The following is a 20,727-nucleotide window of genomic DNA, read 5'->3' on the forward strand; positions in this document are numbered from 1 at the left end:
TCGCTCGCAGCGGAATGACGGCGGCCATTGGTGCCGGGAAAACGCTATTCTTCTTCGCCGAATTTGGTGCCGAGCAGTTCGGTCAGGGCGTCGATCGCTTCCTGCGCCTGCGGCCCGACCGCGGACACCACCACACTGGTGCCGATCCCGGCCGACAGCATCATCAGCCCCATGATCGAGGTGCCGCCGACGGTCTCGCCATTGCGGGTGACCCAGACCTCGGCGTTGAAACGCTCGACCATCTGGACGAATTTGGCGGAGGCCCGCGCATGCAGGCCGCGCTTGTTGATGATCGGGAGTTCGCGAGACACCGTCGCGGCGGGTGATCCGCTGTCGTCAGCCGCGGCGCCGTCCGCGGAACCGGTCGGGTCGGGCTGTGCGGTCATTTGCCGGCGAGGACCCGGCTGGCGATGGTGACGTATTTGCGGCCGGCTTCCTGCGCCAGCGCAATGGCGTCGGGCAATGGCCGCTCTTCGCGGACCTTGGCGAGCTTCACCAGCATCGGCAGATTGATCCCCGCGAGCACTTCCACCTTGGGGCGGCTCATGCAGGAGATCGCCAGATTGGAAGGGGTGCCGCCGAACATGTCAGTCAGGATCGCGACGCCGTCACCGCTGTCGACGCGGTTGACGGCTTCGATGATGTCGCTACGGCACAGATCGGCGTCGTCTTCGGCGCCTATCGTCACGGCCTCGATTTGCTTCTGTGGCCCCATCACGTGTTCCAGCGCCGCCTTGAACTCGTCGGCAAGGCGCCCATGGGTCACAAGTACTAGACCAATCATCGGAAACTCCTCGCGGGTGCTTTTGGTGCACCGCGCGAACGGGTCACTTTGACCATCCAGAGCCCCTATGCAAGAGGGCTCTTCGCGTTTCTCCCTAAAATGCGAGACAATTCGGGAGCCGGCGCGGGCCTATTCGGACTCGAGTGTTGGACTTATATGGTTACCAATTCCCTTCGAACAATCGCCGGATGCCGGCGCGTCAGCCAGACCATCGGTTGTCGTCAGCGCCGCTACCACCAAAGGTAGTGGAGCGAATCCGGCGCTGACCGGGATCCGCGGCAATTCGACGCCCTCGACCGTGGTCCACAGCGCCTCTGGCAACGGAAGCCGGTCGCCGTCGTCGGCAGCCAGATCGACCACCAGCCCGACCGCGGCCTCGGCGGCGAAGTCGCAGTGGCGGATGCCCAGCCCGCGGATTTCGATCAGCCCGGCAAGCTCGGGCACCGGGCGGACCAGCAATTCGCCCTGCCGCCGTTCCAGCGTGACCCGGTCGTCGCCAACCAGAGTCGCAGTCGGGATCTGCCCGGCGCGGCCGGCGAGGATCAGCTCGAACGCCAGCCGCGATTTGCCAGAACCGGACGCGCCCCGGATCAGCACCGCGCGGTTGCCCACCAGCACCGCGGCGGCATGCACGCTGGTCGAAGCCGGCGCTGGATCGGGCGCACTCATGTCGCCGGCAGCCGGACCACGAAGCGGGCGCCCGCGACGGTGGCCTCGCCGTCGGCATCGACCGGACCGGCCCGGTTCTCGGCCCAGATCCTGCCGCCATGGGCCTCGACGATCTGCTTGGAGATCGACAGCCCGAGGCCTGAGTTCTGGCCAAAACCCTGATGCGGCCGGTCGGTGTAGAACCGCTCGAAGATCTTCTCCAGCGCATCGTCGCGGATGCCCGGTCCGTCATCGTCGACCACGATCTCGATTTCGCCCCTGCGGCGGCGGCAGACGATGCCGACCTTGCCGCCTTCGCTGGAAAACGATTGCGCGTTCATCAGCAGGTTCGAGATCACCTGGCCGAGCCGCGAATCGTGGCCGGGCACCGAGAATGAATCGCTGGCCGCGCCCTCGAAGCGAACGTCCACGGCGGCGTTGTTGCCGAGCCTGGTTTCGTTGGCGACCAGCGTCAGCGTCGTCAGCAGCCGCCGCAGATCGACCGGCGCGACGTCCTGGCGCTGCAATTCGGCGTCGAGCCGGCTGGCGTCGGAGATATCCGAGATCAGCCGGTCCAGCCGTTTGACGTCGTGTTCGATCACCGCGAGCAGCCGGGAACGGCTGTTGGCGTTCTTCGCCAGCGGCAGTGTCTCCACCGCCGAGCGCAGCGAGGTCAGCGGGTTCTTCAGTTCATGCGAGACGTCGGCGGCAAACCGTTCGATCGCCTCGATGCGATTATACAGCGCGTCGGTCATGTCGCGCAGCGCGCCGGACAGATGGCCGATCTCGTCGCGCCGTTTGGTGAAATCCGGAATCTCGACCCGGGTCCGAATGCGGCGGCGGACCCGCTCGGCGCTGTCGGCGAGCCGTCGCACCGGGCCGGCGATGGTCGAGGCTAGCAGCAGCGACAGCACCAGCATCACCGCGGCGGCGACGCCGAACACTTTCAGGATCGCCAGCCGCTCCGCGGTCACCATCTGGTCGATGTCGTCGCCCTGGGTGGAAAGCATCAGCGCGCCGTGCACCGCGCGAAACCGCTGCACCGGCACCGCGACCGAGACGATCACCTCGCCGCGGTCGTTGATCCGCACCATGCTGCTCTTCTGGCCCTTCAGCGATTGCGCGACCTCGCCGTAGCCGTTGCCGTTCTCCGGACCCAGTTCGCGATACAGCGGCAGATCGCCGCGATTCAACCAGGTCCTGATCGCGATCGTGGTCCGTTCGACCAGGCCAGGCTTCTCGTTGGTGGGCGGCGGCAGTTCGAATCGCAGCACGTCGCCGCGGCCATACAGGCTGCGGCTGTCGAGGATCAGCACACCGTCGCGATCGTAGATCCGAGCGCGGGTCTTGGTCGGCGAGATCAGCCGCCGCAAAACCGGCGCGACGCGCTCCGGATTGATCGGGAAATCCAGCACCGCATATTCGTCGGCCGGGCCGTAGCTCTCGCCGGGTTTCAGATCCAGCAGCCGATCCGGATCGATGGTGATCGTGTTGGTTTCGACGGTGGCGGACGCCGCGATCGCGCCGGCGATGATCTCGGCCTGCACCAGCAGGCTCTGGGCGCGAGCGTCGATCAACCCGGCGCGGAACTGCGAGAGATACAGAATGCTCGCCACCAGGGCGATCAGCCCGGCGAGATTGAGCGACACGATCCGGCGAGTGAGGCTGGAGAAGCTCAGCGTGAAGAAGAACTGTCCGGCGCGGCGCAGCCAGCGCATCGGGCGCGACCGGCGCCAGCCGCGCGCCCCCCTGGCAGCCACGTCCGTCACCTGGGACGGGTCCTCCCGGGCATCGACGTTCGGATCAGGCGGGGTGCGATCAAGCAATGGCCAAAACTGCCCGGTTGGTTCCGATCATTCGCGCGCGCATTCTACCCCAGAGCGACCGGGCCGTCAGTTGTCAAAACGGCCGGCCGTCTCGTCGATCGGGCTCAGGTCTCTTTGAATCGGTAGCCGACGCCATACAGCGTCTCGATCATCTCGAAATCGTCATCGACCACCTTGAACTTCTTGCGCAGCCGCTTGATGTGGCTGTCGATGGTGCGATCATCGACATAGACTTGGTCGTCATAGGCGGCATCCATCAGCGCGTTGCGGCTCTTCACCACGCCGGGGCGGGTCGCCAGCGCCTGCAGGATCAGGAATTCGGTGACCGTCAGCGTCACCGGCTCGTTCTTCCAGGTGCAGGTGTGGCGCTCCGGGTCCATCCGAAGCAGTCCGCGATCGAGCGCCTTGGCGTCGGTTTCCTTCGGCGCGGCGGTAGGATCCTTCGGCGCGGCGCGGCGCAGCACCGCCTTGACTCGCTCGACCAGCAAGCGCTGCGAAAACGGCTTGCGGATGAAATCGTCGGCACCCATCTTGAGGCCGAACAGTTCGTCGATCTCCTCGTCCTTGGAGGTCAGGAAGATCACCGGCAGGTCCGACTTTTGTCGTAGCCGGCGCAGCGTTTCCATGCCGTCCATCCGCGGCATCTTGATGTCGAGGATCGCCAGGTCCGGCGGGCTGGTGCGGAAGCCGTCGAGCGCCGACGCGCCATCCGTGTAGGTCATGATCCGGTAGCCTTCGGCTTCCAGCGCGATCGAGACGGATGTGAGAATGTTGCGGTCGTCGTCGACCAGGGCGATTGTGGGCATGAGCCTGCTTTCCGAAACGGAGTGGCGAGACAGTACAGTGAAGCGATTCGGCAAGTCGCCGTTCGTTTGTGGTGGCCTTAAGAGCACAGTCAACGAGCAATGCAAGCTGGGCTGAAGTGTGGCCGGTTCCAGAAGCTGCAGGCAGCTCAGGTGGAACTTCCCATATATGCCCTGAATTTGCTCAAAAAAGGCCCAGTTTGAAAAGAGATGGCGGGTTTGACGATGCAGCCGACCTCCGATTTCAGCGCCGCCGGGCTGGCCCGCGCCCTGTTACGCCGCCGCCGCCAGGGCGCGCTGGCCACCCTGATGGTCGCCGACGGCGCGCCCTATTGCTCGCTGGTCAATCTGGCGAGCCACCCCGACGGCTCACCGATCCTGCTGATCTCGCGGCTGGCGGTGCATACCCAGAACCTGCTGGCCGACCCTCGGGTATCGTTGATGTTGGACGAGCGCGGCGAGGGCGATCCGCTGGAGGGCGCCCGAATCATGCTGGCGGGAACTGCGGTCGAGGCCATGGGCGACGACATCGCGCTGCTGCGCCGGCGTTATCTCAATGCCCATCCCTCCGCCGAGCAGTTCATCGACTTCAAGGATTTCTCGCTGTTCCTGATCGTGCCCTCGGGCGCACATCTGGTCGCGGGTTTCGGCCGGATCGTCGATCTGGAACCGGATCAGTTCCTAACCAACCTCGGCGATGCCGAAAGTCTGCTCGCAGCCGAGCAATCCGCCGTCGATCACATGAATGCGGATCATTTGGGCACGATGAATCTTTATGCGACCAAACTGCTTGGCGCCGAGACCGCGGAATGGCGCTGCGCCGGCATCGATCCAGATGGGCTGGACCTGCAGGCGGGCGCGCGGACCCTGCGGCTCGATTTCCCGCAGCGGATCGTCGACCCTGCCGCATTGCGGGATGTCCTGAAACGCATGGCTGATCAGACGCGTAATGCAGCGCTCAGTTGACACAGCGCAAGGTCGTCGCGCCATAAACCAAATAATGCGGCTTCGGGTTGGCAAAGCTGGCGTTCGTCACTATTAGGTCGCCCGACCGGAGCAGGCCGGCTATATTCACGGTTACCGCGACAGATGCGCGTGGCGGCAATCGCGCGATCGAGATAACGCGGATTCGAGGAGGATTTTTTCGTGCAAGAGACGGGCGTGCATAACGGTGCCTTCGGCGCCGACAAATTCGGCTTAAGAAATCTCAAGAGTTTGAACTGGAATCTCGGCGCGCCGCAGCTCTACGAGCACGCGCTGCGCGCCGGCGAGGCCGTGCTGTCGGCCGACGGCGCGCTGTGCGCCGACACCGGCGTGTTCACCGGCCGCAGTCCGAAGGACAAGTTCACGGTACGCGACGCCACCACCGAGCAGAGCATGTGGTGGGCCGGCAATCAGTCGATCACCTCCGAACAGTTCGAGATCCTGCACCAGGATTTCCTCAAGCACGCCGAAGGCATGACGCTGTTTGCGCAGGATCTGTACGGTGGCGCCGATCCGAGCTTCCAGATCAAGACCCGGGTGTTCACCGAACTGGCCTGGCACTCGCTGTTCATCCGCACGCTGCTGATCCGTCCCGATCCGGCGGCGCTGGCGAGCTTCGTGCCCGAATTGACGATGATCGATCTGCCGAGCTTCCGCGCCGATCCGAAGCGTCACGGCTGTAAATCCGAGAATGTCGTCGCGATCGATTTCGCCCGCAAGATCGTGCTGATCGGCGGGTCTTATTATGCCGGCGAGATGAAGAAGTCGGTGTTCACCACGCTGAACTATCTGCTGCCCGCGAAGGGCGTGCTGCCGATGCATTGCTCGGCCAATGTCGATGCCGATGGCGACAGCGCGATCTTCTTCGGACTGTCCGGCACCGGCAAGACCACGCTGTCGGCCGACCCAAAGCGTACCCTGATCGGCGATGACGAGCACGGCTGGGGCAAGGACGGCATCTTCAATTTCGAAGGCGGCTGCTACGCCAAATGCATCAAGCTGTCGAAGGAAGCCGAGCCGGAGATTCACGCCGCGAGCAAGCGGTTCGGCGCGGTGCTCGAGAACGTCGTGCTCAATGCGAGAACTCGCGAGCCGGATTTCGACGACGGCTCCAAGACCGAAAACACCCGCTCGGCCTATCCGCTGGAATTCATCCCCAATGCTTCGCGCACCGGCCGCGCCGGCCAGCCGAAGAACATTGTGATGCTGGCGGCGGACGCGTTCGGCGTGATGCCGCCGATCGCCAAGCTGACTCCGGCGCAGGCGATGTATCACTTCCTGTCCGGTTATACCGCGAAGGTTGCCGGCACCGAGCGTGGTCTGGGCAATGAGCCGCAGCCGGAATTCTCCACCTGCTTCGGCTCGCCGTTCCTTCCGCTCGATCCGTCGGTGTACGGCAACTTGCTGCGCAAGCTGATCGCCGAGCACAATGTCGATTGCTGGCTGGTCAACACCGGCTGGACCGGCGGCAAATACGGCACCGGCAGCCGGATGCCGATCAAGGTGACGCGGGCGCTGCTCACCGCGGCCCTGAACGGCTCGCTGCGCGACGCCGAGTTCCGCACCGACAAGTATTTCGGTTTTGCGGTGCCGGTCGCATTGCATGGCGTGCCCAACGACATTCTCGACCCGATCAAGACCTGGGCCGACAAGGCCGAGTTCGACAAGACCGCGCGTTCGCTGGTCGGCATGTTCCAGAAGAACTTCGCCAAGTTCGAAGCGCAGGTCGATGCCGACGTCCGCGCCGCGGCGCCGGATGTGAAGATGGCGGCGGAATGAGATTCGCAACATCGGTTTGAAATCACGGGCGGCCCGGTGGGCCGCCCGTTTCTTTTGGTCGGGACTGCGTCGTCCGCGACGCAATGCGTCGCTCAGGGCGCTTTGCGGATAGTTGCCTTGGCGTGATCGCCGACCGACGCCTGCAACTCCAGCAATGCGCGCCGTAGATGGGTCTTGACCGTGTTGGCGGGAACGCCCATGCGCTGCGAAAGCTGCTGTCGGCTGAACTCCTGCAGGTAGGCCAGCAGAATCAGGCGGCGCTTGTCCGGAGCAAGCCGGGCAAATGCCGTCAGCGCCCACGGGCGCCGCTGCGCGAGGTCGAGCTCATCAAGCGGGTCGGGATCGTTCGACGCGATGGCCAGCATCTCGGTCTCGCTCGCGACGGTCTCGAACTGGCGCTTGCGGATAACGTCGATTGCCGCGTAGCGAACGATCGTCGCCATCCAGGCGATCGGCGAGGCGACCGCGGGATCGTAGTTCGCGGCGTTGCGCCAGATCTTGAGATAAGCCTCCTGCAGGACATCCTCGGCGACGCCTCGATCCTTCAGGATTCGCAACGCGACGCCATGGAGCTTGCGATTGGTCGCGCCATAGAGTTTTGCGAATGCCGACTTGTTGCCGCGCGCGACTTCGTCGAGCAGCTGCAACAGCATGTCCCTTGCGCCCTGTTGCTGGGCGCCTTCCCGCGACGTCGTATCCACGATCCTGCTCCGGCTTGTCCATCTGTTCGACCCGGGCCCGATTCGACAGGGCTCAGATCATCGGCATGCGGGTCAATACGGGGGAATTTCGCAAAAGGTTTCGGTGCCGGAACATCGCAGCCTGATTGTTTTTGCTGCGTTCGGGCCGCGACTGCGAACGGTTTTGAAACCCGGCGTCGTTGAACCGTAACTTCCTTAGCCCTATAGTCGCGAACGGAACCACCACCCTTGCTTGTATTTGTACTGACTCACCTCATAATGCGACAGATTTCCGACGACGACCTCAGTCAGGTGCTCAAGTCTGTTGCCTCCGGCGACCGCGTCGCATTCCGTCGGCTTTATGCCGAGGCTGGTCCCATCCTGTTCGGCGTTTGCAATCGAATCCTTCGCGACCGCCCAGCGGCGGAGGACGCCTTCCAGGAGGCGATGCTGCGAATCTGGCAGAAATCCTATCTCTACGACCCCGCCAAGGGCGGAGCGATGAAATGGATGGTCGCGGTTGCACGCAACGTCGTGCTCGACCGTTTGCCGCAGCGCCGGGTCAAGCTGATGTCGCTTGGCGACGACGACGTCGCCGCGCTGGTCGACGCTTTGGCGCGGCCGAAAGAACCGTCGCTGGGACCTGATCTGCGCAAGTGCCTCGGCCTGCTGCAGCAGAACTATCGCCAATGTGTGATTTTGGCCTATCATCACGGATTGAGTTACGAAGAACTGGCCGATCAACTGGCCGTTCCTCTCGGGACGATCAAGAACTGGATCCACCGTGGCGTCGAAAAGTTGCAGCTATGCCTGAGTCAGTGAAGCCGGGACCCCATGACGCCGCCGAGTACGTGCTCGGACTGCTGCGCCATGGCGATCGCCGCGAACTCGAGGCACAGCTCGATTCTAACGAAGGACTGCGCACACAGATCGAGTATTGGCAGGACGCGTTTTCAAGTCTCGATGCGGCCGAGACCGAGCCGGCTCCGGTCGGACTGTTCGAAAAGGTTCTCGAGAAGATCGATGAAGAAGGTCTGCACCTGCCGGGTACGCAGACCAAGCGCGCCGCCGCGGCCGACTGGTATCAGATCAGCCCCGGCATTGAGGGGCGCGTGCTGCATGTCGATCAGGCCCTGAAGCGGCGATATCTGCTGGTGAGGATGCAGCCAGGCTCGACCTATCACTCCCACTCGCACCATGCTGACGAACAGGCTCTTGTGCTCGAAGGCGACCTGCGCTTCGGCGATCTGGTGCTCTCCGCCGGCGACTTCCACGTCGCGACGCCGACCTCTTCCCATCCGCCCGGTCGGACCGTCAATGGCTGCCTGGTGCACGTGGTGATGGGGATCGACCGCGACGAGTCGGCTTCGCTGCGGCTTTAACTGAACAACGCCGGTGCGGCGCTACATAAAATACATCACGCCGCGATAGCAGACATAGATACCGACCAGAACCACCACGCTCGCAAAGGTCGAGCGCAACGCCTTGTCGTGAGTGCCGATGATCTTGCCGGCCACGATCCCGATCAGTCCGCCGAGTAGTCCGCCGGCGATGAACACTCCCGCCAGCCGCCAGTCGATCAGCCCGGACACCGCGTAGCTCACCGCGGTCGAAGCGCCGAACGCCACCACCGCGACCAGCGAAGTGCCGATCGCCAAGGTCAGCGGCATTCCGGTCGCCAGAATCAGGCCGGGCACGATCAGAAATCCGCCGCCAATGCCGAAGAAGCCTGCGAGCAGGCCGACGCCGAAACCGGTTCCGATCAGCTTCGGCAGCATGGTTTGCGCCGATGCCCGGGTCAGCCGGATCGATGCGTCGCCGCTGGCGGCGCGCTTGCGCGACATCAGCGCGCCGATCACGATCATCAGGATGCCGAACAGCACTAGCAGCTTCTGGCCGTCGATCTGCTTGGCGATGCTGGAGCCGGCCACCGCGCCGCCGATTCCGGCGGCCGAGAACACGATGGCGCAGGGCCAGCGCACATTGCCGCGGGCCCAATGCGACAGCATGTTGGCGAAGGCGCTGATCGCCACCGCGATGGCGCTGGTGCCGATCGCGACATGCGGTGACTTGACGCCCACGACATAGACCAGCAGCGGCACCGCGAGCACCGATCCGCCGCCGCCGATCAGCGCCAGGATGAAGCCGACCAGTCCGCCGGACAGCACCGTCACGACGTCGGCGGACGCGATCAACATTGCGGACGGCTTTCGCTCACGCCTGAACCGGCGCGGCGACGCTGCGATTCCACGGCGCCCGAGCCAGCAGCCGCGCCATCGGGCAGGCGCCGCTGACGCCGGAAAACACCTGGCCGGCGCCGACCAATCCCGACAGCAGATAGAAGCCGGGATTGACCAGCGCGCCGAGCAGGGCGCCCGCCAACACCAGCAACCCGGAGACGATCTGTACCTGGCGCATCATTTCCATCGGCTGGCGCCGGTCTTCGACGATCGGCAGTCCGGCGCCCTTCCAGGCGTCGATGCCGCCGTCGAGAATGAACGCCTCGCAGTCGGTCGACTGCGCCAGCCGGTCGGCATTGCTGGCGGTGCGATACCCGGAACGGCAATGGAAGATCACCGTGGTGGCATCGGGGCCGAGGTCGAGTTTGGCAAGCCGTGACAGCGGCGCGTGCTGCGCGCCGTCGATCCGAGAGCGGGTGTGTTCACTCAGTTCCCGGATGTCGATCAGGACGGCACCGCGATCGACCAGCTGCTTGGCCTTTGCGGCGGAGATGTGCGGGAGTGGCATGTGAAAGACTCCGTGGTGAAGGTCACGAGGAAGGGGTGGCGCGGCAGAACAGGCGGTGCAGCTCCGCCATCAATTTTTCGATGCGGGGATCGGAAATCCGGTACCAGAGGGTCTGGCCGTCGCGGCGGAAGGTCACGATATTCTCCTCGCGCATCCGGGCGAGATGCTGCGACAGCGCCGACTGGCTGAGACCGACCGCCTCGACCAGCGCCCCTACTGTCACTTCGCCGGCCTCGACCAGTTTGCATAGAATCGTCAGCCGGCGGACATTGCCGAGTGCGCGCAAGGTGTTGGCGACCTCCAGCGCATTGGCCTCGAAGTCCTGGATGTCGGTGGCGGTGGTCTGCATTGGCGCCTCGTACATTAGATATTGCTTATTTATAATATGACAATAAGTGTCAACAGCAGTCGCCCCCAGGAGTACGACCCGTGACCGCTTCCTCCCCCGTGATCCGTGCCTTCTTCAACGAGCCCACCAATACGGTCAGCTATCTGGTCGCCGATCCCGCGGCCCGTGCCGCGGCGGTGATCGACCCGGTGCTTGACTACGATCATAGCGATGGCTCGGTGGATGTCGCTTCGGTCGAAGCCATTCTGGAGGCGGCCCGCAGCGATGGGTTGACCATCGCCTGGGTGCTGGAGACCCACGCCCACGCCGATCACCTGTCCGGCGCCCCCTATATCAAAGCCAAAACCGGCGCCAAGGTCGGGATCGGCGAACACATCAAGGACGTGCAGCGGATCTTCTGGCCGATGTTCAACGTCGAGGATCTGCGTACCGACGGCAGCGATTTCGATCGACTGTTCGCCGACGGCGAGACCTTTCCGATCGGCGAGCTCACCGTCGAGGTGCTGCATACGCCCGGGCACACCCCTGCCGATATCGCCTACAAGATCGGCGACGCGGTGTTTGTCGGCGATACCCTGTTCATGCCCGACTATGGCACCGCGCGGGCGGATTTCCCCGGCGGGGATGCGCACCAGCTGTATCGCTCGATCCAGAAATTGCTGGCGCTGCCGCCGCAGACGCGGCTGTTCATGTGCCACGACTACAAGGCGCCCGGCCGCGACAATTACGCCTGGGAAACCACGGTGCGCGATGAGCGCGACGGCAACGTCCATCTGCGCGGCGGCGTCACCGAGGCGGAGTTCGTCGCGATGCGGACGGCGCGCGACGCCACGCTGAAGGCGCCGACGCTGCTGCTGCCGTCGATCCAGGTCAACATCCGCGCCGGTCACTTTCCAAAGGCCCAGCAGAACGGCGTACGCTATCTGCTGCTGCCGGTTCATGCCAAGCCCGGCGCCGAGGCCGGAATCAGCTGACGTGCAGGCGCTCCGGAGCCGTTGCATCCGCCTCGGATTAACAGAGCCTTAACCAGCGATGGCGTGTACTGACCGCAATTCGCGCGGCGCCATCGCTGGCCGTGCGACGGAGCATTCCCATGGCTGATATGCTGAGCATTCTATCCGCCAACTACAAGACGGTCGGGCTGCAGACTCCGTCGAACACGCCCTACAAGGCGGTCGATCCCGCCGCCTATCAGGGCACATGGACCGGCGTCTATGCCAATGGCAAGAAATTCGCGGTCACCGTAACCAACGTCACCGGCTTCAGAGCGCAGGTGAAATACGACAGCGCTGGCACCGTCAAATACCAGCAGGTGCTGATCAAGGACAATACGTTCCGGGTCGGCGACACCAAGTTCAAACTGAGCAAGTCGGGCACCAGCGCCGAGATCAAGAACGTCGTGACCGACCCGGTCACGCAAAGTACTTACCTCGACACCGCGACCGCCAAACGGACGGCCTGAGCCGCCGAATTATCGGACCAGTACAAAGAAAAACCCCGCCGTCGCCGGCGGGGTTTCGCGTTGGATCGCTGATCGGCCGGCGTCGCCGGCCTCTCAATTCAGTGCACGGCGTGAAGCGTGGCTTCTTCCTGCCGGGCGATCGTGGTCTTCACCGCGCTCTGCACCTTCTCGAAGGCGCGGACCTCGATCTGCCGCACCCGTTCGCGCGACACGCCGAATTCGGCGGCGAGGTCTTCCAGCGTCATCGGCTCGTCGGCAAGCCGGCGGGCCTCGAAGATCCGCCGTTCGCGCGGGTTAAGCACGCCAATCGCACCATTCAGCGCCGCGCGGCGATGATCGAGCTCTTCGTGCTCGGCCATGATGGCTTCCTGCGTCGGCGAGTGATCGACCAGCCAGTCCTGCCATTCGCCGGGCTCGCCGTCGTCACGGATCGGGGCGTTGAGCGACGCGTCGCCGCCGAGCCGGCGGTTCATGTCGACCACGTCCTGCTCGGTGACGCCGAGCCTTTTGGCGATCAGCTTGACCTGGTCGGGGTGCATATCACCCTCGTCCAGCGCCGAGATCTTGCTCTTCGCCTTGCGCAGGTTGAAGAACAGCTTCTTCTGGTTCGCGGTGGTGCCCATCTTCACCAGCGACCACGACCGCAGGATGTATTCCTGGATCGAGGCCTTGATCCACCACATCGCATAGGTGGCGAGGCGGAAGCCCTTTTCGGGCTCGAACCGCTTCACCGCCTGCATCAGGCCGACATTGCCTTCCGAAACGACTTCGGAAATCGGCAGGCCGTAGCCGCGATAACCCATGGCAATCTTGGCCACGAGTCTTAGATGGCTGGTGACAAGGTGATGCGCCGCGTCGCGATCGTCGTGTTCGCGCCAGCGCTTCGCAAACATATATTCCTGCTGGGGCTCCAGCATCGGAAACTTGCGGATTTCCGAGAGGTAACGAGAGAGGCCGGATTCTCCGTTGAGAACCGGTAGTGTTGCTGCACGGGCCATTCAGCGCCCTCCAGTGGTTCAGGTCCCCGACATCGGGCGACCAGGCAGACGGTCGCTTTGCTAAAGCCGACCGGGCTGCGATGTTCCGCGCTGGGACATCCAACGCACCAACAATATACACGATTTTTTTCGGCCCGTGGAAGCTCAGAGCCCGTCACGTCGCCGTGACGGCCGATTAACAGATTGACATACCTAACGTTTTGCGAACGAGGTGCGTCATTCCGTCGCCGCTAAAGTGGCTTGCAGGCGAGCCAGGTCGGCCGGCAAATCGGACTGCCACTCGAGAATCTCCCCGGTCCTGGGGTGTTCCAATACCAACAGATAGGCATGCAACGCCTGCCGCCCGAGCTCCCGCAGCGCCGCCTGCGCGGCGGGGCGGAGGTGACTGGCCTTGGTCTTGAAATGCGGGCCGTAGACGTCGTCGCCCAGCAGCGGATGGCCGATATGGGCCAGATGGACTCTGATCTGGTGGGTGCGGCCGGTTTCCAGCGTGCAGGCCAGCAGCGTCGCGATCGGCTTGCCGTCGCGGGCTGCGAAGCTCTGCTGGATCTCCCAATGGGTGATGGCCTCGCGGCCGCCCTCGCGCACCGCCATTTTCTCGCGGGCGAACGGGTGGCGGTCGATCGGCAGGTCGATGGTGCCATGCGGGCGATTCGGCGTGCCCCAGACGAACGCCATATAGCCGCGGCGCAGCGCGCCGGTGCGGCCATGGTCGGCGAATTGCTCGCTGAGCGATTGATGGGCGCGGTCGTTCTTGGCCGCCACCATCAGCCCCGTTGTGTCCTTGTCGAGCCGGTGCACGATGCCGGGTCGTTTCACCCCGCCGATGCCGGACAGGCTGGCGCCGCAATGGGCGATCAGGGCGTTGACCAGCGTGCCGGTCTCGTGACCGGCGGCCGGATGCACCACCAGCCCGCGCGGCTTGTCGATGACGATGATGTCGTCGTCCTCGTAGACGATATTGAGCGCGATCGCCTCGCCGGCGGGCTCCGCGGCGACCGCTTCCGGGACGTCGATTGTGATCGTATCACCCGGGGCGACATGATAAGCGGGGTCGCGGATGGCGGCGCCGCCGATCACCACCCGATCGGCAAGGATCAGCGCTTTCAGCCGCGACCGCGACAGCTCGGGACGGCGCACCGCCAGGACGCGATCGAGCCGGATCGAGCCCTCGTCGCCGGCGACGGTGACCTGCAGCAACTGACCTTTGTGTTCCGACGAATCTTCCAAGATCGAGCCATCTTCCAGAATTGAGCCGTGCTCCAGAGAGCCTTGTTTTAAAGAGCCTTGCATGACCGAAACCGTTGTACCCGAACCGACCCCCGAACAAGCCGCGCTGTTCTCGCGGGTACGGCGGATGATGTTGATTGCTGGGCTGACCACGGCGCTCGCGGTGGCGGCCGTGCTGGTCGCCATCGGTTACCGCCTTTACCGCGCCGAGGGAAGCAGCCCGGCCAGCAATACCACGGCGACGCTGCCGAAAGGGGCAAGGATCGTCTCCACCGCGGTCGCCGGCGACCGCCTGGTGCTGACGCTCGATATAGGCGGCGCGGTCGAGATCCGCACCTTCGACGCCAAGACCCTGAAGCCGACCGGACGGCTCACCTTCGCCCCCGAGCCATAGCGCCCGGATTGGGCGTTTTTGCTCGCAATCCGCGTCGCCGCAGCCCGGCCGCCGCCGTCGATCTTGCAGCGACGGCGTTTCGCAGCTATTAGCCTCTCGTCCCGCTCCCTTCGTCTAGCGGTTAGGACGTCGCCCTCTCACGGCGAAAACAGGAGTTCGATTCTCCTAGGGAGCGCCACCGCTTTCAACGACTTAGTGAGTTCTGGCGGGCGTCGGGTCCAATATCGCTCCCCGCGCCGGGCGCTCAAATCTGCCGAGCCCGCAGGAAGGCCGCCAAGGGGCGGCCCGGCGAGCGGTGATCTGGCGGCCTTCCGGACCATGACCGGGGATGGCACCGCCAAACCCTTCAGGCGGCCGTACAGCGTTCCGGCCGCCGGGTTACTGCGATGGTGCGTCGGATCCGGAATAATGGGCTGGCGGCTCATATTCCAAAGGCCGCCGCCAAAGCCGATCTCCCCCACGGCCGCTGCGGATCGGACAATGAAGATTCGTCCAATCCAGAGCGGCCGTGAGCAGCACGGCGCGGTGATCCTCCGGAGCCCGGCAAGCCTTATGGATCGAAAGGTGATGTCAACGGTTGTTCGGCAGTGTGACGGCGCTGCGCCGATTTTGCCCATCCAAGGGTCCTTCGTCCGGCCAAAGCCGCTAGACGGAAGGGCCGCGAACCGCATAGTGTGCCGATTCGAGGGTTGTAAAGGGACTTGTTCGATGAAATTTCCGGCGAGGGAGAGGGTGCTGTATGAGCCGAACCCGCTCACTCAGGTCATTTGCACGATTCACTTTTCCCGGATTCTGGCAATCGACCACGAACTTCCCGTGGGCTTTCAACAAGACTTGATTCAGGCCTTCCCTTTTCTTGAGACCGAGGAAGCGCCAATTGAAAAAAGCAGTTCGGAACGAGGTGAGCAGCGAACACCCAGCTCGATGATATACGAGTTCAATTCGGCGGATCGCGATGTCACTATCGCATTGGGAGCGGACTTCGTCGGGGTGCGGACCCTCAAGTACGAACGATGGGAGAAGTATCAGGAGAACATCAGCACCGCTGTTTCTACGCTGCTAAAGCACTACTCCCCTAAGGTCTTCACACGAATCTCCCTCAATTATATCAACGTGATCGACCGCAAGCGCCTAGATCTCAGCGACGTTCCGTGGCGCGAGCTGATTATGCCCGCGCTGATCGGGCCGCTTGCCGATGAGCAGATACCAGAATCTGACGTGGAATATTATGCATCTCTCATCAATCTCCCACTCGCAGACGGCAAAGTGCGCATCACGGCTGGTCTCGTCAGTGATGATGATAAAAATACTCCTCCAAATTTCCTAATTGACAATTTGTTTTTCTCCGAAAGAGCGGTAGACGCCGATGAACGACAGAGCATTGACCATCTCACCCGCTTCAACGCTGAAAGCGGCTGTGTGTTTCGATGGTGCATCAAGCAACGCCTTCACGAAGCCCTCAATCCAAGGTCGGTCGACTGAGCCTGTTCGCATGACCGACGTGTGGGATTTTTCTAAGCTGTCGGTGTGTGGTTATTCCACGGTCACAGCGGGCTCGTTGTCTTCCTTTGACATGGCGCGGCACTTTGTCTTGGCGGTTCCCAAGAACTGGCTTCGAGTCAGACCCGAAGTCGTACGACCTCGTATACCCTTTTGCATTTTGGACGACGAGCCCGCCCGAAAGCGACGGGCGTTAGACCTATCTTGGTTGTTCAACGCGGTAACGGCAGGAACCGAAAGTAGCAATACCGACCAGATCAAGGATGTAATTGCGGGTCTCAACTCCCTGCTAAAGGAACGGCGCTTTGACGACATAAGCCGAATCTATTCGGTGATCCCGCCAAAACTTCTTACGCCAGAATTGATGCTCACTCTGCTGAGAGTGACGTTTCCTGTTCGCATGAAAATTTTAAGCTGGCATTCTTTGTTGACTAAGGTTCGCTTCGAATTGGAGTCGCGTGGACTTCCTGCTAAAGAAATCCTCATTGGCCTGATTTGAGCAGATGCATTTGTTGTCATCCAACGAGCGCCCGTTTAGCGACGTTGACTATCTTGGAATCGCAGCAACACGAGTGGACCCGATCTATGAAGGCCAAGAGTTCGGTCTTCATGCTGGGTTTCTATATCGGGTTGACAACTCTCGGCCAAGACTAGCGCACTTTGCTTGGCACGAGAGTCAGCGTGACGATGAACCAAGCGATAGATATCTCTGGAACGACATTAATCTAAACGAATTCAATCGTCGATTTGTCGCCTCATGGCTAGATGAGCGGAGAAACCATCCCGATAAGATACCGTACGGCTTCCGAACCGATGGAAGTCCGTACGATGCCGATACAGGAAGGTTCATTAGTCCGCCCATTGGTCAAGGATTCACGTGCGCAACATTTATCGTGGCGGTCCTTAGACACCTAGGCTTTGAATTGCTGAATGAAGATACTTGGCCTTTATCTCGAACCGACGATGCACTTTGGCAAGCTGGGATTATCGCGAGGCTCAGGGAATGCGGCGTGCCGACTGAGCACGTTGCAGCTCTGGCGCAGGATATTGGTGCCCGCAGATTCCGTCCCGAAGAAGTATGTGGCGCGACCTGCCTTGCTCCGAATTGGCCCGTTGACTTCGACAATGCCTCTGCAATTGCTGCAGGAATTATTGCCGATATCGAAGCACATAAGCGCTAAATCGGCAGAAGCTTTTTTGCATCTGCGAACTCCTGCTCGTTGGTCCTGTTCGACAGGACCAAGTAGTGATATTCGATGATCTCCATTTCGTCGGGACCGCACCGGTCCATCTGAACACGCCCCCCCCAATTGATAGTCGATGCAGATTGAATGTTTACCCGCTAAATCGCTCCTCAGCGCTTTAGGATGATTGCAGAGGCACCAGCGGCAAACCGCGCCGTCGCCCGCCTCAGCGCGACAGCACCGTCCGCCCGGCGCTGGTGCGGTCCTGCCAGTGGTGGCGGACCAGTTCCGGGTCGATGTGTTCCTCGACCGGCCAGCCGACGCACAGATAGGCGATGAATTTCCAGCTCTCCGGCACGTCGAGATCGGCCTCGACCTGCCGCGGATCGAGGATCGAGACCCAGCCGACGCCGAGGCCGGCGGCGCGGGCGGCGAGCCAGAAGGTTTCGATCATCACCACCACCGAATAGTCGAGCGCCTCCGGCATGGACTGGCAGCCGACGCCGGCGCCCTGGTCGGTGCCGCGATCGCAGAACAGCGCGAATTGCCGCGGCGCGACGTCGATACCTTCCAGCTTCAGCCGCGCATAGAGTTCGGCGCGCGCGCCGCGGTACGTCGCCGCGGCGCGTTCATTGCTGAGCACGAAGTTGGCGCGGATCGTCTCGCGCATCGCTGCGCTGTCGACGCTGACCCAGCGCCATGGCTGGCTGTTGCCGACCGAGGGCGCCAGTTGCGCCAGATCGAGCAATTGCTCGATCAGCTCCGGCGCGACGGCGTCGCCACGGAACCGGCGGACGTCGCGCCGCCAGGCGATCAGTTCGGCGAGCTTGGCCTGAAACGGCGCATCGAAGCGCGGCGGGGCCGCGTTCGCCGCGGTGATATCAAGTTCGGACATCGGGGACTGATTCATGCTGTTGCGACCATGTGGAAGAAGCTGCCGGTGACGCGGCCTCGCCGGCTCCCCGACGGGGCTGGGTCACTGCTGTAGGCGTCGGTGACGAACGCAAACGGCTCATCGGCGCCCGGCGCGGTGACGCTGGCGTAGTGGAATTCGTGGCCGCGCAAAATGGCTCCGGCGGCGCCGAGGCATCCGTCCGCGACCAGGAGGGCTTCGCGATAGCCGAGATGCAGTTTGCGCTGGGCGAAACTGGTGTGGACGCCGAGCAGGCCGGCCATCCGGTGCACGGCGCCGCCCGCGTCGGTCAGCGTCTCGCCCAGGGTCATGTAGCCGCCGCACTCGCCATGGACCGGCTTGTCGGCGGCGAAGCGACGCAGCCCGTCGAGAAAATCGCCCGCCGCCGCGAGCTGGCCGGCGTGTAGTTCAGGATAGCCGCCCGGTAGCCAGCAGACGTCGCAATCGGGTGCGGGTGCCTGGTTCGCTAGCGGCGAGAAGGCGACGATCTCGGCGCCGCTGGCGCGCCAGCCGGCCAGCAGATGCGGGTAGACGAATGAGAACGCCGCGTCATGGGCCAACGCGATGCGCTGGCCGGGCGGCCGCAACGCCACGGCAGGCGCGTCGACCGGCGCCTGCATCGGGCCCGCGAGCGCAATCAGCTGGTCGAGCCGGATATGTTCGGCGACGAGATCGGCCATCGCGTCGAGCCGGTGGTCCAGATCGGAGGTTTCGCCGGCCTGCACCAGGCCGAGATGTCGTTCCGGCAAGGCGATGCGGCTCGAGGCCGGCAGGCTGCCGAGGATCGGAATCCCGAGCGGCGCAATGCCGTCGCTAACCAGTTGAAGATGGCGCGGGCTGCCGATCCGGTTCAGCACCACGCCGGCGATTCGGATCCGCGGATCGAAACTCATGAAGCCCTTGACGACGGCGCCGGCCGATTGCGCCTGGGCGCCAACGTCCAGCACCAGCACCACCGGCAGGTCGAGTGCCCCCGCGACGTCGGCGGAGGACCCGGTGCGGCCCGGCTGGCCCGACGCGCCGTCGAACAGCCCCATCACGGCTTCGCAGATCACCAGGTCGCAATCCTGCGCGGCCTGCGCGGCGAGTCCGGCGAGCAGGCCCGGGCTCATGCTCCAGCTGTCGAGATTGAGGCTGGGCCGGCCGCTGGCGGCCTGATGAAAGGCGGGGTCGATGTAGTCCGGCCCACATTTCGCGCCGCTGACGCGCAAGCCGTTGCGATGCAGCGCCCGGAGCAGGCCGAGCGTCAGCGTGGTCTTGCCGCTGCCCGAGCGCGGCGCCGCAATCATCAGACCGCGCGCGGCGAGCTGATGATGAACGGGATTCATTCAGATCTTTCCGGCCAGCACGTCGCTGAGATCGACGACGTCGGTCAGCAGCCGCGCCGCGGCGCGCAGCAGCGGCACTGCGAGGATCGCGCCGGTGCCTTCGCCGAGCCGCAGTCCGAGATCGAGCAGCGGCCGCGCCTCGAGCGCGGCCAGCGCAATGTCATGGCCGCGTTCGGCGGAGCGATGCGCGAACACGCAATAGCCACGCGCCGCCGGGCAGAGCCGGACCGCGAGCAGCGCTGCCGCGGTGGCGATGAAGCCGTCGATGATCACCGGGCGGCGCCGCGAGGCAGCGCCGAGAATCGCGCCGGCCATCATGGCGATCTCCAGCCCGCCGAATTCGGCGAGTACGTCGAACGGCGCGATGGCGTTGCTGCGCGCGGCCGCCATTTCGATCGCGGCGCGCTTCTTCGCCATGCCGGCGGGGTCCTGCCCGGCGCCGACGCCGATGCATTGGTCGAGCGGCGCTGGCGCCAGCCGATGCAGCAGCAGCGACGAAGACGCGGTGTTGCCGATGCCCATCTCGCCGAGTGCGATGATGTCGGCGCCGTCGCGAATTTCCGCGACCGCCAGTTCGCAGCCCTTGCTCAGCGCATCGGCGGCCTGCTGCGGCGTCATCGCCGGTTCGCGCGCGGCGTTGCCGGTGCCCATCCGAATCTTGGCATCGATCAGGTCGGGATGCGCCGGCAGTTCGGCGGCGACGCCGGCGTCGATCACGCGCACATCGACCTGGCTGGCGGCCGCGAAGGCGTTGGCGCAGGCGCGGCCGGCCAGATAGGTCATCACCATCGCTACCGTCACGGCGGCGGGAAATTGCGAGACGCCTTCTGCGGTGAGGCCGTGGTCGCCGGCGAACACCATCAGCACGGCGTTGTCGCCGCGCGGCTCGCCGGGATGCCGGATCATGCCGAGCTGGACCGCGAGATCCTCGATCCGCCCGAGCGAACCGAGCGGCTTGGCCTTGCCGTCGATCCGCGCGCGAATCGTCGTCTCAACCGACAGATCGACCGGCGCGATCGCCGGCGGTTGCCAAATCGTGAGTGTGTCGGTCGGCATTGTGGGTCCTCGCTGCGAGGCCGGTAACTGACGCAACATGATCAGTGCGGTCAACACCACC

General features: G+C 63.8%; 24 protein-coding genes and 1 tRNA gene. 11 read left to right on the forward strand and 14 right to left on the reverse strand.

The window, feature by feature from the left end:
* Positions 1–44: 44 nt before the first annotated feature.
* From HXX15_RS07730 to HXX15_RS07750, 5 genes are all read right to left on the reverse strand, one after another.
* Positions 45–386: an HPr family phosphocarrier protein gene (locus HXX15_RS07730; protein ID WP_296514453.1), complete on the reverse strand. Its 342-nt coding sequence runs from the start codon at positions 384–386 to the stop codon at positions 45–47.
* Complete coding sequence (locus tag HXX15_RS07735) at positions 383–784, reverse strand: PTS sugar transporter subunit IIA (RefSeq protein WP_011471077.1); 402 nt, start codon at positions 782–784, stop codon at positions 383–385. Before HXX15_RS07735 ends, HXX15_RS07730 begins: the two co-directional genes overlap by 4 nt.
* 129 nt (positions 785–913) lie before the next feature.
* A complete protein-coding gene (locus tag HXX15_RS07740) occupies positions 914–1,453 on the reverse strand; it encodes an HPr kinase/phosphorylase (protein WP_296514461.1) in 540 nt (179 codons plus the stop codon).
* Positions 1,450–3,258 (reverse strand): sensor histidine kinase, encoded by a 1,809-nt coding sequence (locus HXX15_RS07745; protein WP_296514464.1) that lies wholly within the window; start codon positions 3,256–3,258, stop codon positions 1,450–1,452. Before HXX15_RS07745 ends, HXX15_RS07740 begins: the two co-directional genes overlap by 4 nt.
* A gap of 104 nt (positions 3,259–3,362) precedes the next feature.
* Positions 3,363–4,064 carry a response regulator transcription factor gene (locus HXX15_RS07750; protein WP_044412750.1) on the reverse strand — a complete coding sequence of 234 codons (702 nt, stop codon included), beginning with the start codon at positions 4,062–4,064 and terminating at the stop codon, positions 3,363–3,365.
* A gap of 222 nt (positions 4,065–4,286) precedes the next feature.
* On the opposite strand from HXX15_RS07750, the gene HXX15_RS07755 reads away from it, so the two are divergent.
* Both HXX15_RS07755 and HXX15_RS07760 read left to right on the forward strand, forming a co-directional pair.
* Positions 4,287–5,027 (forward strand): DUF2470 domain-containing protein, encoded by a 741-nt coding sequence (locus HXX15_RS07755; RefSeq protein WP_296514896.1) that lies wholly within the window; start codon positions 4,287–4,289, stop codon positions 5,025–5,027.
* Between the two features lie 180 nt (positions 5,028–5,207).
* Positions 5,208–6,824, forward strand: coding sequence for a phosphoenolpyruvate carboxykinase (locus tag HXX15_RS07760; RefSeq protein WP_296514469.1), 1,617 nt, complete (start codon positions 5,208–5,210; stop codon positions 6,822–6,824).
* 92 nt (positions 6,825–6,916) lie between these two features.
* Here HXX15_RS07760 and HXX15_RS07765 read toward each other — a convergent pair whose 3' ends face one another.
* Complete coding sequence (locus HXX15_RS07765) at positions 6,917–7,525, reverse strand: sigma-70 family RNA polymerase sigma factor (RefSeq protein ID WP_296514471.1); 609 nt, start codon at positions 7,523–7,525, stop codon at positions 6,917–6,919.
* 258 nt (positions 7,526–7,783) lie between these two features.
* Here HXX15_RS07765 and HXX15_RS07770 point away from each other — a divergent pair, with 258 nt between their 5' ends.
* The gene (locus HXX15_RS07770) at positions 7,784–8,326 is read left to right on the forward strand and encodes a sigma-70 family RNA polymerase sigma factor (protein WP_296514473.1); all 543 of its coding nucleotides are present in this window, start codon (positions 7,784–7,786) and stop codon (positions 8,324–8,326) included.
* Between the two features lie 29 nt (positions 8,327–8,355).
* Positions 8,356–8,886: a cupin domain-containing protein gene (locus HXX15_RS07775; RefSeq protein WP_296514475.1), complete on the forward strand. Its 531-nt coding sequence runs from the start codon at positions 8,356–8,358 to the stop codon at positions 8,884–8,886.
* 21 nt (positions 8,887–8,907) lie between these two features.
* Here HXX15_RS07775 and HXX15_RS07780 read toward each other — a convergent pair whose 3' ends face one another.
* Genes HXX15_RS07780 through HXX15_RS07790 form a run of 3 tightly spaced genes read right to left on the reverse strand, consistent with a single transcriptional unit; the run spans position 8,908 to position 10,601 of the window.
* Positions 8,908–9,702, reverse strand: a complete 795-nt coding sequence (locus tag HXX15_RS07780; RefSeq protein WP_296514477.1) for a sulfite exporter TauE/SafE family protein — start codon at positions 9,700–9,702, stop codon at positions 8,908–8,910.
* 16 nt (positions 9,703–9,718) lie between these two features.
* On the reverse strand, positions 9,719–10,252 hold the full coding sequence (locus HXX15_RS07785) for a rhodanese-like domain-containing protein (protein WP_296514480.1): 534 nt from the start codon (positions 10,250–10,252) through the stop codon (positions 9,719–9,721).
* 22 nt (positions 10,253–10,274) lie between these two features.
* Positions 10,275–10,601: a metalloregulator ArsR/SmtB family transcription factor gene (locus HXX15_RS07790; RefSeq protein ID WP_296514482.1), complete on the reverse strand. Its 327-nt coding sequence runs from the start codon at positions 10,599–10,601 to the stop codon at positions 10,275–10,277.
* An 80-nt stretch (positions 10,602–10,681) separates the two neighbouring features.
* Here HXX15_RS07790 and HXX15_RS07795 point away from each other — a divergent pair, with 80 nt between their 5' ends.
* Both HXX15_RS07795 and HXX15_RS07800 read left to right on the forward strand, forming a co-directional pair.
* Positions 10,682–11,575: an MBL fold metallo-hydrolase gene (locus tag HXX15_RS07795; RefSeq protein ID WP_296514484.1), complete on the forward strand. Its 894-nt coding sequence runs from the start codon at positions 10,682–10,684 to the stop codon at positions 11,573–11,575.
* 119 nt (positions 11,576–11,694) lie between these two features.
* Complete coding sequence (locus HXX15_RS07800) at positions 11,695–12,063, forward strand: hypothetical protein (protein ID WP_296514486.1); 369 nt, start codon at positions 11,695–11,697, stop codon at positions 12,061–12,063.
* Positions 12,064–12,161: 98 nt separating this feature from the next.
* Here the strand turns inward: HXX15_RS07800 and rpoH are convergent, their stop codons facing one another.
* On the reverse strand, positions 12,162–13,061 hold the full coding sequence (rpoH, locus tag HXX15_RS07805; RefSeq protein ID WP_296514489.1) for an RNA polymerase sigma factor RpoH: 900 nt from the start codon (positions 13,059–13,061) through the stop codon (positions 12,162–12,164).
* A gap of 216 nt (positions 13,062–13,277) precedes the next feature.
* A complete protein-coding gene (locus HXX15_RS07810) occupies positions 13,278–14,291 on the reverse strand; it encodes an RluA family pseudouridine synthase (RefSeq protein WP_296514491.1) in 1,014 nt (337 codons plus the stop codon).
* Positions 14,292–14,352: 61 nt separating this feature from the next.
* Here HXX15_RS07810 and HXX15_RS07815 point away from each other — a divergent pair, with 61 nt between their 5' ends.
* From HXX15_RS07815 to HXX15_RS07835, 5 genes are all read left to right on the forward strand, one after another.
* The gene (locus HXX15_RS07815) at positions 14,353–14,685 is read left to right on the forward strand and encodes a hypothetical protein (protein ID WP_296514493.1); all 333 of its coding nucleotides are present in this window, start codon (positions 14,353–14,355) and stop codon (positions 14,683–14,685) included.
* A 103-nt stretch (positions 14,686–14,788) separates the two neighbouring features.
* Positions 14,789–14,863 (forward strand) — tRNA-Glu (locus tag HXX15_RS07820).
* A 530-nt stretch (positions 14,864–15,393) separates the two neighbouring features.
* Positions 15,394–16,167 (forward strand): TIGR04255 family protein, encoded by a 774-nt coding sequence (locus HXX15_RS07825; RefSeq protein WP_296514496.1) that lies wholly within the window; start codon positions 15,394–15,396, stop codon positions 16,165–16,167.
* Between the two features lie 10 nt (positions 16,168–16,177).
* On the forward strand, positions 16,178–16,684 hold the full coding sequence (locus HXX15_RS07830; protein ID WP_296514498.1) for a hypothetical protein: 507 nt from the start codon (positions 16,178–16,180) through the stop codon (positions 16,682–16,684).
* Positions 16,685–16,688: 4 nt separating this feature from the next.
* Positions 16,689–17,366, forward strand: coding sequence for a hypothetical protein (locus HXX15_RS07835; RefSeq protein ID WP_296514500.1), 678 nt, complete (start codon positions 16,689–16,691; stop codon positions 17,364–17,366).
* A 229-nt stretch (positions 17,367–17,595) separates the two neighbouring features.
* Here HXX15_RS07835 and bluB read toward each other — a convergent pair whose 3' ends face one another.
* The 3 genes from bluB to cobT are packed head-to-tail and all read right to left on the reverse strand — an operon-like array spanning position 17,596 to position 20,666.
* A complete protein-coding gene (gene bluB / locus HXX15_RS07840; RefSeq protein ID WP_296514503.1) occupies positions 17,596–18,264 on the reverse strand; it encodes a 5,6-dimethylbenzimidazole synthase in 669 nt (222 codons plus the stop codon).
* An 11-nt stretch (positions 18,265–18,275) separates the two neighbouring features.
* Positions 18,276–19,610, reverse strand: a complete 1,335-nt coding sequence (locus tag HXX15_RS07845) for a cobyrinate a,c-diamide synthase (protein ID WP_296514506.1) — start codon at positions 19,608–19,610, stop codon at positions 18,276–18,278.
* Complete coding sequence (cobT, locus tag HXX15_RS07850) at positions 19,611–20,666, reverse strand: nicotinate-nucleotide--dimethylbenzimidazole phosphoribosyltransferase (protein WP_296514508.1); 1,056 nt, start codon at positions 20,664–20,666, stop codon at positions 19,611–19,613.
* Positions 20,667–20,727 lie beyond the last annotated feature (61 nt).

Origin of the sequence: Rhodopseudomonas sp. (genome assembly GCF_013377015.1) — a bacterium.
Lineage (GTDB): Bacteria > Pseudomonadota > Alphaproteobacteria > Rhizobiales > Xanthobacteraceae > JARJEH01.